The sequence below is a fragment of the Rhodoplanes elegans genome (genome assembly GCF_016653355.1).
GTDB lineage: Bacteria > Pseudomonadota > Alphaproteobacteria > Rhizobiales > Xanthobacteraceae > Rhodoplanes > Rhodoplanes elegans.
Genome location: NZ_NHSK01000019.1, coordinates 1 through 10,129, shown reverse-complemented (window position 1 = coordinate 10,129; position 10,129 = coordinate 1). Strand labels below are relative to the sequence as shown.

11 protein-coding genes and 1 pseudogene are annotated in these 10,129 nt (G+C 69.8%); 6 read left to right on the top strand and 6 right to left on the bottom strand.

Annotation, left to right across the window (positions count from 1 at the left end):
• Nucleotides 1-242, bottom strand: a pseudogene (locus CCR97_RS01175) (hypothetical protein); the annotation flags it as partial.
• Between the two features lie 363 nt (nt 243-605).
• Here CCR97_RS01175 and CCR97_RS01170 point away from each other — a divergent pair.
• From CCR97_RS01170 to CCR97_RS01160, 3 genes are all read left to right on the top strand, one after another.
• Nucleotides 606-1,208, top strand: a complete 603-nt coding sequence (locus CCR97_RS01170; RefSeq protein ID WP_111358192.1) for a superoxide dismutase — start codon at nt 606-608, stop codon at nt 1,206-1,208.
• A 283-nt stretch (nt 1,209-1,491) separates the two neighbouring features.
• A complete protein-coding gene (locus tag CCR97_RS01165; protein ID WP_420826048.1) occupies nt 1,492-3,153 on the top strand; it encodes an ArnT family glycosyltransferase in 1,662 nt (553 codons plus the stop codon).
• Nucleotides 3,154-3,230: 77 nt separating this feature from the next.
• Nucleotides 3,231-3,902, top strand: a complete 672-nt coding sequence (locus tag CCR97_RS01160; RefSeq protein WP_111358193.1) for a haloacid dehalogenase type II — start codon at nt 3,231-3,233, stop codon at nt 3,900-3,902.
• Nucleotides 3,903-3,920: 18 nt separating this feature from the next.
• On the opposite strand, the gene CCR97_RS01155 is transcribed toward CCR97_RS01160, so the two are convergent.
• Nucleotides 3,921-4,637 (bottom strand): LrgB family protein, encoded by a 717-nt coding sequence (locus CCR97_RS01155; protein ID WP_111358194.1) that lies wholly within the window; start codon nt 4,635-4,637, stop codon nt 3,921-3,923.
• Nucleotides 4,634-5,026 (bottom strand): CidA/LrgA family protein, encoded by a 393-nt coding sequence (locus CCR97_RS01150; protein ID WP_111358195.1) that lies wholly within the window; start codon nt 5,024-5,026, stop codon nt 4,634-4,636. The genes CCR97_RS01155 and CCR97_RS01150 overlap by 4 nt, the downstream gene beginning before the upstream one ends.
• Nucleotides 5,027-5,200: 174 nt before the next feature.
• Here CCR97_RS01150 and CCR97_RS01145 point away from each other — a divergent pair, with 174 nt between their 5' ends.
• Together CCR97_RS01145 and CCR97_RS01140 are read left to right on the top strand one after the other, a co-directional pair.
• Nucleotides 5,201-5,482 carry a type II toxin-antitoxin system RelE/ParE family toxin gene (locus CCR97_RS01145; protein ID WP_111358196.1) on the top strand — a complete coding sequence of 94 codons (282 nt, stop codon included), beginning with the start codon at nt 5,201-5,203 and terminating at the stop codon, nt 5,480-5,482.
• Nucleotides 5,448-5,768: a HigA family addiction module antitoxin gene (locus tag CCR97_RS01140; RefSeq protein ID WP_111358197.1), complete on the top strand. Its 321-nt coding sequence runs from the start codon at nt 5,448-5,450 to the stop codon at nt 5,766-5,768. The genes CCR97_RS01145 and CCR97_RS01140 overlap by 35 nt, the downstream gene beginning before the upstream one ends.
• Before the next feature lie 10 nt (nt 5,769-5,778).
• Here CCR97_RS01140 and CCR97_RS01135 read toward each other — a convergent pair whose 3' ends face one another.
• From CCR97_RS01135 to CCR97_RS01125, 3 genes are read right to left on the bottom strand one after another with little or no spacing between them, the layout of a single operon-like run.
• Nucleotides 5,779-6,024 carry a DUF2442 domain-containing protein gene (locus CCR97_RS01135; RefSeq protein WP_111358198.1) on the bottom strand — a complete coding sequence of 82 codons (246 nt, stop codon included), beginning with the start codon at nt 6,022-6,024 and terminating at the stop codon, nt 5,779-5,781.
• 15 nt (nt 6,025-6,039) lie between these two features.
• On the bottom strand, nt 6,040-7,422 hold the full coding sequence (locus CCR97_RS01130; protein ID WP_111358199.1) for a M20/M25/M40 family metallo-hydrolase: 1,383 nt from the start codon (nt 7,420-7,422) through the stop codon (nt 6,040-6,042).
• 59 nt (nt 7,423-7,481) lie between these two features.
• Nucleotides 7,482-9,182, bottom strand: coding sequence for a helicase HerA-like domain-containing protein (locus CCR97_RS01125; protein ID WP_111358200.1), 1,701 nt, complete (start codon nt 9,180-9,182; stop codon nt 7,482-7,484).
• A gap of 404 nt (nt 9,183-9,586) precedes the next feature.
• Here CCR97_RS01125 and CCR97_RS01120 point away from each other — a divergent pair, with 404 nt between their 5' ends.
• Nucleotides 9,587-9,994 carry a DUF4332 domain-containing protein gene (locus CCR97_RS01120; RefSeq protein WP_111358202.1) on the top strand — a complete coding sequence of 136 codons (408 nt, stop codon included), beginning with the start codon at nt 9,587-9,589 and terminating at the stop codon, nt 9,992-9,994.
• Nucleotides 9,995-10,129 lie beyond the last annotated feature (135 nt).

The window sequence follows — 10,129 nt, the reverse complement described above, 5'->3', positions numbered from 1 at the left end:
CCTGCGGGCGCTCCCGTGACGGCGCCGGCCGGCGCCCCGGCGGCGAGCGCGGTGCGGATGGCGATCAGCTCGCGCAGCACATAGGACAGGCCGATCAGCACGAGGCCGCCGGTCATCGCCGTGACGCCCGCCGCGATCGCCGTGTTGCCGGTGCCGAACTCGTTGTTGGGGATGCCGAAGGCGACGCCGCCGAGGCCGACCACCGTCAACACCGCGCCGACCGCCAACAGGACCAGGACCATCGCTTCACCCTCTACGCCCACACGGAAGCACGGCCACGCCGACGGCGCCATGCAGCGCCGTCCCCACCGGACGCCCCCGCGGGGCGGTCTCGACTGCGGCCGGAACTGCCGGCCGGGCGCCGAAAACCCGTGTCCGGCTTTCGGCGAAGATACCCAGGCCTTTGACGGACCACAACCATTTTGGCGCGCACGGCGGTCCTGCGGGCGCTCCGCGAGTCGCCGGCCGACATCGGCGGCGGCATCATGGCACCAGGGCGAGGTTGCGCCGAGCGCGCCCGATCTCTACGTGAGAGGGGTCGGACGCCGTTCTCGGACCGTGAATGGTCACCCCCGATTTCATCCGAACCCTCGAGGAGCAACGCGATGTCGTTTTCGCTGCCGGACCTGCCCTACGCCCACGACGCGCTCGCGCCGTACATGTCGCGCGAGACGCTCGAGTATCATCACGACAAGCACCACTTGGCTTACGTGAACAACGGCAACAACCTCCTCAAGGGCACCGAGTGGGAAGGCAAGTCGCTCGAGGAGATCGTCAAGGGCTCGTTCGGCAAGAACCCGGGCCTCTTCAACAATGCCGGCCAGCACTACAACCACCTGCACTTCTGGAAGTGGATGAAGCCGGCCGGCGGCGGCGACAAGATTCCGGGCGCGCTGGAGAAGGCGATCGTCGCCGACCTCGGCTCCGTCGCGAAGATGAAGGAGGACTTCACCCAGGCCGGCGTCACCCAGTTCGGCTCGGGCTGGGCGTGGCTCGCCGTCAAGGACGGCAAGATCGTCGTCACCAAGACGCCGAACGGCGAGAGCCCGCTGGTGCACGGCGCCACCCCGATCCTCGGCTGCGACGTGTGGGAGCACTCCTACTACATCGACTATCGCAACCGGCGCCCCGACTACCTGAAGGCGTTCCTCGACAGCCTGGTGAACTGGGAGTACGTGGCGGAGCTCTACGCCGCCGCCTCCAAGTGACCGTTTCGAGGCGACCCGCTTCGAACCGACCGCGTCGACCCGACCGGCTTCAAGTGACCGGTCCGATGTGAGATGATGTCCCGGCGCCGGCCTCGCGGGCACGCGAGCGCCGGCGTCGGCGTATCCGGACGGGCCGACGCGTTCGCGTCACGGGTCGAAACGGGACGGCCTGCCGTCGTTCCGCCGCCTCCACGGCCTAAAGTCCGTACGACCGGCGACGTTTTCGCCACAGCCTTCCTGCGCCCCGCCTCACCGGCCCAGCCGACCTCGCCCGAGCCCCCCGATGCATCCGCCGATGCCCGCCGTGATCTCCGACGCTCCCGCGCGCAGGACCGGGCCGCGCCGCCTGCATCCCGCCGACATCGCCGCCGTCGGCGTGCTGGTGATCGTCTGCGCCGTGGCACTCGCGACCTTCCGGGACTTCGGCATGGGCTGGGACGACTACGCCCACGCCGAATACGGCGGCCTCTTGCTGCGGCTCTACGACTCCGGCTTCACGGATCGCCGCGCCCTCTCCTTCGTCAACCTCTACGCCTATGGCGGCGGCTTCGACATGCTCGCCGCGCTCCTCGCCAAGGTGCTGCCGTTCGAGCTGTTCGAGACGCGCCGGCTGGTCGGCGCGATCATCGGCATCGCCGGGCTGGCGATGACGTGGCGGATCGCACGCCGGCTCGGTGGGCCGATCGCCGGCTTCGTCGCCGTGACGCTGCTCGCCACCTGCCCGCTCTGGATCGGGCACATGTTCGTCAACCCGAAGGACGTGCCTTTCGCGGTGGCGATGCTGGCCGCGACGCTCGGCTTCGTGCGGGCCTTCTCGGAGTATCCGAAGCCCCATGTGCCGACCGTGGCGCTGCTCGGCCTCGGGCTCGGCCTGTCGTTCGGCTCCCGCGTCATGGGAGCGCTCGCCGCGGTGCCGACCGCCGCGGCCTTCCTGCTGATCGTGGTCGCCGAGGCGCGCCGGCAGGGCGTCCGCGACGCCGTCCGCCGGGCCGGCGAGTTCCTGCTGCGGCTGATGCCGGCCGTGATCGTCTCGTATGCGCTGATGGCGCTGATCTGGCCGTGGTCGGTGGTGTCGCCGCTCAATCCGGTGAAGGCGCTCGTCTACTTCTCGCACTTCTTCGAGAAGCCGTGGCGGGAGCTGTTCGAGGGTGAGCTCCTGTGGGTCGTCGACATGCCGCGGCGCTACGTGCCGGAGCTGTTCGCCCTGCAGACGCCGGAGCTGTTCTGGGCGCTCGGCATCGCCGGCGTCGTCGCCGCGCTCGCCTCGGCGGCGCATGGCGACCGGCCGCTCAACCGGCGCGCCAGCCTGGTCTTCCTCGCCGTCTCGGCCGTGTTCCCGATCGCCTTCGCGGTGATCACGCGGCCGGCCATGTACAACGGCATCCGGCACTTCGTCTTCGTGCTGCCGCCCGCCGCCGTGCTCGGCGGCCTGGTCGGCGCGCTGCTGGTGAGCCGCGCCGCCGCGACCGAGGGACGCCGCACCGCCATCGCGGCCGCCGCGCTGGCCGTGATGCTCGTCCACCCGATCGTCACGATGATCCGCATCCATCCCTATCAGTACGCGTATTTCAATGCGCTCGCCGGCGGCCTCCAGGGCGCCGACGGCCGCTTCATGCGCGACTACTGGGGCCTGTCGATGAAGCAGGCCGCGCAGGCGCTGCGCGCGGAGCTGGCGAAGCGCGGCGAGCTGCCGACCGGCAAGACCAAGCGCCATGTCGCGATCTGCGGGCCGCAGCGCCCCGTGCGGGTCGAGCTCGGCAAGGCCTATCCCACCGACTGGCAGCCGCAGGGCGGCGAGTTCGCGATCTCGCTCAACGAGTTCTACTGCGCCAAGCTGGACGCCCCGGTGATCGCCGAGGTGGTGCGCGACGGCGTCGTCTTCGCCCGCGTCTACGACATCCGCGGCCGCAATCTCGAGACGCTGCTCACGCCGCTGCCGCCCTGAGCGTGGCAGCAGCGGGCGCGCGCTTGCACGACGAGCCACGAGTCTCGCAAGATGCGCCCGTCGCGAGGGGGAGCGCCATGCCGGTCTTCGTGTTCGACGCCTACGGCACGCTGTTCGACGTCCATGCGGCGATCGCCCGCCATCGCGACGCGGTCGGCCCCGACGCCGACCGGCTGTCGGAGCTGTGGCGGACCAAGCAGCTCGAATACACCTGGACGCTGACGCTCGCCGGTCGTTTCGTCGATTTCTGGACGCTGACCGAGCGGGCGCTCGACCACGCGCTGGCGCGCTGCCCGTCGGTCGACCCGAAGCTGCGCCCGACGCTGCTCGACGCCTATCGGGTGCTCGACGCCTATCCGGACGCCGTGGCCGCCCTCGCCGCCCTCAAGGAGGGCGGCAAGCGCACCGCCATCCTGTCGAACGGCACCTTCCGCATGCTGGCGAGTGCCGTCGAAGGGGCCGGCCTCGGACCGCATCTCGACGCGGTGCTGTCGGTCGAGTCGGTCGGCGTCTACAAGCCGCGCCCGGAGGTCTATCGTTTGGTCGTCGACACTTTCGCGGTGACGCCGGCCGAGGTGGTGTTCGTCTCGTCCAACCGCTGGGATGTGATGGGCGCCGCCGCGTTCGGCTTCCGCCCCGTGTGGATCAACCGCGCCGACCAGCCCGAGGAGTATCACGACCTCGCGCCACGCTACCGGCTGTCGAGCCTCGCCGACCTGCCGCGGCTCGCCGCCGGCGATCCGATGTGACCGGCGGATCCTCTCACTTCACTTTAAAAGGAACGGCAGCAGGATCGGCACCAGGATGGCGGTCAGGAGACCGTTGAGGCCAAGCGCGATGCCGGCGAAGGTGCCGGCCAGCGGATCGACCTGGAAGGCGCGCGCCGTGCCGATGCCGTGCGAGGCAAGGCCGGCCGCGAAGCCGCGCGCCGCGTAGTTCTTCAGGCCGAGCGCGTTCATCAGCGGCGTCACCACGATGGCGCCGACGATGCCGGTGATGATCACCATCACGGCGGCGAGCGCCGGGTCGGCCCCGATCGCCTCGGCCGTTCCCATGGCGATCGGGGTCGTCGCGCTCTTCGGCGCCATGGCCCGCGCCGTCGACGCATCGAGGCCGAACAGGCGGGCGAGCAGCACGGCGGAGACGATCGCCGTCACCGAGCCGACGACCAGCGCGACCACCATCGGCACCAGCAGACGGCGCACCTGTGGCAGATAGCGCACCAGCGGCACGGCGAGCGCCACGGTCGCCGGCCCGAGCAGGAAGTGGACGAACTGGGCGCCGGCGAAATAGGCCGGGAACGGCGTGCCGGTGACGACCAGCACGACGGCGACGAACAACACCGCGATCAGCACCGGATTGGCGATCGGCCGACGTCCGGCGGCGACGAAGATCGCGTCCGCCGCCACATAGGCCACCAGCGTCGTGGTCAGCCAGAGGAGCGGTCCGCCGGAGAGATAGACCCACAGATCGACGAGGCTCATTGCTCCTCCTCCACGGCCTCGGTCGCCGGCTCGTGACGGCCGGACGACAGCCCCATCAGCCGCGCCACCGCCGCGAACACCACGGCCGTGACGGCGAGCGTCACGACGGTGGACAGCACCAGCACGAGCAGGATGCGCAGGCCCTCGTCGCCGAGGCGGCCGAGATGCTGGACGATGCCGACGCCGGCCGGAACGAACAGGAGCGACAGGTGCTTCAGGAGGCCGCCGGACACGTCGCCGACCTCTGCGGGCAGCGGCATGCGGGCGAGCATCAGCATGGCGAGCAGCACCATGCCGACCACCGGCCCCGGCACCGGAAGCCCAAAGGCGCGCACGAACGCCTCCCCGGCGAGCTGGCAGCCCAGCAGTATGGCGAACCCTTGCAGCATGGCACCTCGCGCGTATCTTGGCGGCGTGTCTCGACGGCGTGACCCGGTCGTTTCGAGGGGGCGCAATCTCGCCGCTAAGCCGCGACGAAACAAGCACGGACAGCGCGAGGCATTGCTGCCGTGCGGGAACAGGCCGACGCTTGCAACACATAACGCCTTACGTTATGGATCCGCATGATCGTCAGCTTTCGCGATCCGGAAACCGAGATCGTCTGGACCGGCGTGCGCAGCCGAAAGCTGCCGCCGGACATTCAGGCCGTCGCCCTGCGCAAGTTGCGTCTCTTGAACAGCGCGCGAAAGCTGGACGACCTGCGCGTGCCACCGGGCAACCGGCTGGAGGCGCTGCGCGGCGACCGCCTCGGGCAGCATGCCGTTCGCATCAACGATCAGTGGCGAATTTGCTTCGTCTGGAGAGACAACAATGCCCACGACATCGAGATCGTCGACTACCACTGAGCTGCTGCCGAACCCCCATCCCGGCGAGATCCTGCTCGCCGAGTTTTTGGAGCCCATGGGGCTGTCGCAGACCGCGCTGGCGCGCGCCGTCGGGGTGCCGCCGCGTCGGATCAACGAGATCGTGCTCGGCAAGCGGGCCGTCACGGCCGACACGGATCTGCGGCTCGCGCGTTATTTCGGCCTCTCCGACGGGTTCTTCCTCGGCCTGCAGACCGACTTCGAGCTGATGCAGCGCCGCCGCGAGATCGGGCCGACGTTGAAGGCCATCAAGCCGCGGGCGGCATGATCTACGCGAGCTAGCCGGCGCGTCGTCCCTTCAGCACCCCGACGACGCCCAGATCCTCGTCGAGATCCGGCCAGTGAATCCCCGTGGACATGAGCTCGTAGTTGGCGCGTTCCCGTTCGCTCGCGGTCATCAACCGCGGATACCAGTCGAGCGGGGTCGCGATCCTCCGCCCGTCGACGAGCGTGACCACGAGCTCGGTCGCCGTGAAACTGACGGCACAGGGCCGAAGATCACCGACGATCTCCAAGACACTCATGCCATGCCGCCGTCTTCACCCCGCCAGCGCGTTCAGAATCCGCGCCCAGCTGCGGATGCCCTTGTGGAAGGAGCGGAGGTCGTACTTCTCGTTGGGCGAATGGATGCGGTCGTCGTCGAGGGCGAAGCCGATCAGCAGCGTGTCCATGCCGACCAGCCGCTTGAAGTCGGCGACGACCGGGATCGAGCCGCCGGAGCCGATCATCAGCGCGTCGCGGCCCCACTCCTCGGTCAGGGCATGTCGCGCGGCGGCGAGCTGAGACAGATCCCACGGCACCGCGACGGCCGGCGCGCCGCTGTGGCCCTCGAACCGCACGCTGCAATCCGCCGGCAGCCTCTCCCGCACGAAGGTCCGGAACGCCTGACGGATCGCGTCGGGATCCTGGCCGGGAACCAGACGGAACGACACCTTGGCGGAGGCCTTCGACGGGATCACGGTCTTCGCGCCGGCGCCCGTGTAACCACCCCAAATGCCGTTGACGTCGCAGGTCGGCCGGCAGAAGAGCTGCTCGACGATGGAGCGGCCGCGCTCGCCGGCCGGCTCGCTCAGGCCGACCGGCTTCAGGAAGGTCTCCGGCGTGAGATCGAGGCCACGCCAGACGGCCAGCACGTCGGCCGGCGGATCCGTGATGCCGTCGTAAAAGCCCGGGATGGTGATGCGACCGTCGTCGCCGTGCACGCCGCCGAGGATCGTCGTCAAGACCCGGATCGGGTTGCGGGCCGGGCCGCCGTAGAGACCGGAATGCAGATCGCGGTTCGCCGCCGTGATCTCGATCTCCTCGTACACCATTCCGCGGAGCGCCGTCGTGATGGCGGGCGTCGCCGTGTCCCACATGCTGGTGTCGCAGACGAGCGCGAGGTCGGCCGCGATCGCGCCGCGGTTCTGCTCGATCCAGTCCGGCAGGTTCTTCGAGCCGCACTCCTCCTCGCCCTCGATCAGCATGGTGACCGGGAGCGGCAGCTTGCCGGTGACGGCGACATGGGCGCGGCACGCCTCGACGAAGGTCATCACCTGGCCCTTGTCGTCCGACGACCCGCGGGCGACGATCACCTTGCGGCCGTCGTCGAGCGTCTTGATGCGCGGCTCGAAGGGCGGGCTCTCCCACAGGTCGAGCGGATCGACCGGCTGGACGTCGTAGTGGCCGTAGAACAGCACGCCGCGCGCCGACGCGTCGCCGCCGCGGCCGAGCACCACCGGATGGCCGGCCGTCTCGGACAGGTCCGCCGCGATGCCGAGGCTGCGCAGGTCGGCGGCGAGATGCGCCGCGGCGGCCCGGCAGTCGCCCGCATGGGCCGGATCGGTCGAGATCGACGGGATACGCAGGAAGGCGAACAGCCGTTCGAGGCTCTTGTCGAGGTCGGAGTCGATGCGGGCGAGAACCTGGTCGAGGACGGTCATGTCGAAAGCATCCCTGATCGAGAACGTGCTGGCTGGAGACGACGCGGCGTGAAGCGGCTTCAGCCGCGGTCGGAGGAGCGCTGCGGGTTGCCGAACAGGCCGCGTGCCGCGCTCGCGCCGATGCCGGCGCCGCCGGTGTCGGCGCCGCCGTCGTCGACGAGACCGTAGGTCCGGCTGCGGCCGCGGCCCGACTGGGCGTAGCTGCGCCGCGACGAGGGCGACATGCCCATCCGCTTCATCGCCTCCTGGGTGGCCGTGCGGGCGACGACGGCCGCGACCGAGCGACCGAACTGGCGCACCGCCGGATGCGACAGGAACGCCCCGATGCCGCCGAGGATGCGGCTGCCGAGACCGGGCTGCTCGGCCGGCGCACCGCCGCCGGCACGCCCGTTGCGGCCGGAGCCGTTACGGCCGGAGCCGTTGCGCGGCGCGTCCTCCTCGTCGCCGGCCGGCGCGGCGTTGCCGTTGAGGAGATCGGCCAGCGGGCGGTGCGGCTGCGCCTTGTCGTAACGCCCGCGCAGCGGGCTCGACGCGAGCAGCGCTTGGCGCTCCTGCGGGGTCAACGGGCCGACCCGCGCCGCCGGCGGCCGGATCAGGGCGCGCTCGACGATCGACGGCGTGCCGTTGCCCTCCAGGAACGACACCAGCGCCTCGCCCTTGCCGAGCTCGGTGATGACCGCGGCGGTGTCGAGCTTCGGGTTCGGCCGGAACGTCTCGGCCGCCGCCCGCACCGCCTTCTGGTCGCGCGGCGTGAAGGCGCGCAACGCGTGCTGCACCCGGTTGCCGAGCTGGGCCAGCACGGTGTCGGGCACGTCGAGCGGGTTCTGCGTCACGAAGTAGATGCCGACGCCCTTGGAGCGGATCAGCCGCACCACCTGCTCGATGCGATCGAGCAGCGCCTTCGGCGCCTCGTTGAAGAGGAGATGCGCCTCGTCGAAGAAGAACACGAGCTTCGGCTTGTCGAGATCGCCGACCTCGGGCAGCCGCTCGAACAGCTCGGCGATCAGCCACAAGAGGAACGTCGCGTAGAGCCTGGGGCTCTGCATCAGCTTGTCGGCGGCCAGGATGTTGATGCGGCCGCGGCCCTGCGCATCGACCGCCATGAAGTCCGAGAGGTCGAGCTCCGGCAGGCCGAAGAACTTCTCGCCGCCCTGGTTCTCGATCACCAGGAGCTGGCGCTGCACGGCCCCGATGGTGGCCGGTGCCACGTTGCCGTAACGGTTGCCGATGTCCTTGGCGTTCTTGCCGAGGAAAGCCAGGAGCTCGCGCAGATTGGCGAGGTCGACCAGATCCTGCGCCTCGCCGTCGGCGGCCCCGTCCGCCTCGTCCATCACCTTGAAGGCGATGTTGATGACGCCCTCCTGGACGTCGTTGAGGTCGAGCATGCGGGCGAGCAGGAGCGGCCCGAGATCGTGGACGGTGGCGCGGATCGGATGGCCTTGCTCGCCGAACAGGTCCCAGAACACCACGGGGAACTGGTCGGGCACGTAGTCGAAGCCCATCTGCTTCGCGCGGTCGACGAAGGCGGGCTTCGCCTCGCCCTTGGCGGCGACGCCGGAGAGATCGCCTTTGATGTCGGCGGCGAACACCGGCACGCCGGCGCGCGAGAATCCCTCCGCCAGCACCTGCAGCGTGACGGTCTTGCCGGTGCCGGTCGCCCCGGTGATCAGCCCGTGCCGGTTGCCCAGTGCCAGCGTGAGATATTCCGGCTGCTCGCCCTTGCCGACGAGAATCTTTCCGTCCTGATCCAGCGTGCCCATGGTCGCCTCGCGATCACCTTCGCCACCTCGTCGCCGTCGTGCCTGGCCGCCGGCGAGCCACTCCGATCGATACAGGCTTATACTGATTGCGCTTCGTCCGGGCGAGCCGGGCGGCATCGCGCCGCATTCGCGGGAATGATCCATAGACGCGGAGCGTATTCCTCGTTGCGGGATCGCAACACAGGCCTGCAACAAGGCCGTCGCAATCGTGGCGCGATTGTGTTTCGATCTCGGGATGTCAGAATAATGACCGAGTGCGTGACGGGGCGAGAGGGGGCCATCGTGTTCGTTGCCAGCCGAATCGCTGCGCGTTCCGGTGCGTCGTGCCAGGCGGAGGCACGGCTGGAATGCGCTTCGAACGGGTCGTTGTCGCGGCGTGACGCAGCGGGTTGCGGGGCGACGCGATGAGATACTCGATCACCGAGCTCGACGGCATCGTGCCGGGGATCGCCGAGGCGCTGAAATCCGCCGGCATCCGCACCACCGCCAAGCTGCTCGAGGCGGCCAAGGACCCGAAGGGCCGAAAAGTCCTCGCCGAGCGCACCGGGCTCGCGCCGCAATGCCTGCTTCGCATCGCCAACATGGCCGACAAGATGCGGATCAAGGGCGTCGGCGAGGATTACGCCGAGCTCCTGGAGGCGGCCGGCGTCGACACGGTGCGCGAGCTGAAGTACCGCAACCCCTCCAATCTGGCGAAGCGGATGGCCGAGGTGAACCGCCACCGCAAGCTGGTCCGCACCCTGCCGACCGAGAAGGCCGTCGAGCGCTGGATCGAGGCCGCCAAGGACCTCCCCGTCAAGATCAGCTACTAGGCGCGGTGCAGAGCGCGAAGCGCACCTCTCCCCGCGCGCGGGGAGCGCGACTCTTGCCGCGCCAAAGAGGTCGACGCTGGCGCGTCCAGCGCGGACGTCGGGTGAGGGGGCGTCGCCGCGAGTCTCTGCTGTACG

What these genes read in the sequence shown, in the direction of transcription:
- CCR97_RS01170 (WP_111358192.1), top strand. Translation starts at nt 606, where the DNA reads ATGTCGTTTTCGCTGCCGGACCTGCCCTACGCCCACGACGCGCTCGCG.
- CCR97_RS01165 (WP_420826048.1), top strand. Translation starts at nt 1,492, where the DNA reads ATGCATCCGCCGATGCCCGCCGTGATCTCCGACGCTCCCGCGCGCAGG.
- CCR97_RS01160 (WP_111358193.1), top strand. Translation starts at nt 3,231, where the DNA reads ATGCCGGTCTTCGTGTTCGACGCCTACGGCACGCTGTTCGACGTCCAT.
- CCR97_RS01155 (WP_111358194.1), bottom strand. Translation starts at nt 4,637, where the DNA reads ATGAGCCTCGTCGATCTGTGGGTCTATCTCTCCGGCGGACCGCTCCTC.
- CCR97_RS01150 (WP_111358195.1), bottom strand. Translation starts at nt 5,026, where the DNA reads ATGCTGCAAGGGTTCGCCATACTGCTGGGCTGCCAGCTCGCCGGGGAG.
- CCR97_RS01145 (WP_111358196.1), top strand. Translation starts at nt 5,201, where the DNA reads ATGATCGTCAGCTTTCGCGATCCGGAAACCGAGATCGTCTGGACCGGC.
- CCR97_RS01140 (WP_111358197.1), top strand. Translation starts at nt 5,448, where the DNA reads ATGCCCACGACATCGAGATCGTCGACTACCACTGAGCTGCTGCCGAAC.
- CCR97_RS01135 (WP_111358198.1), bottom strand. Translation starts at nt 6,024, where the DNA reads ATGAGTGTCTTGGAGATCGTCGGTGATCTTCGGCCCTGTGCCGTCAGT.
- CCR97_RS01130 (WP_111358199.1), bottom strand. Translation starts at nt 7,422, where the DNA reads ATGACCGTCCTCGACCAGGTTCTCGCCCGCATCGACTCCGACCTCGAC.
- CCR97_RS01125 (WP_111358200.1), bottom strand. Translation starts at nt 9,182, where the DNA reads ATGGGCACGCTGGATCAGGACGGAAAGATTCTCGTCGGCAAGGGCGAG.
- CCR97_RS01120 (WP_111358202.1), top strand. Translation starts at nt 9,587, where the DNA reads ATGAGATACTCGATCACCGAGCTCGACGGCATCGTGCCGGGGATCGCC.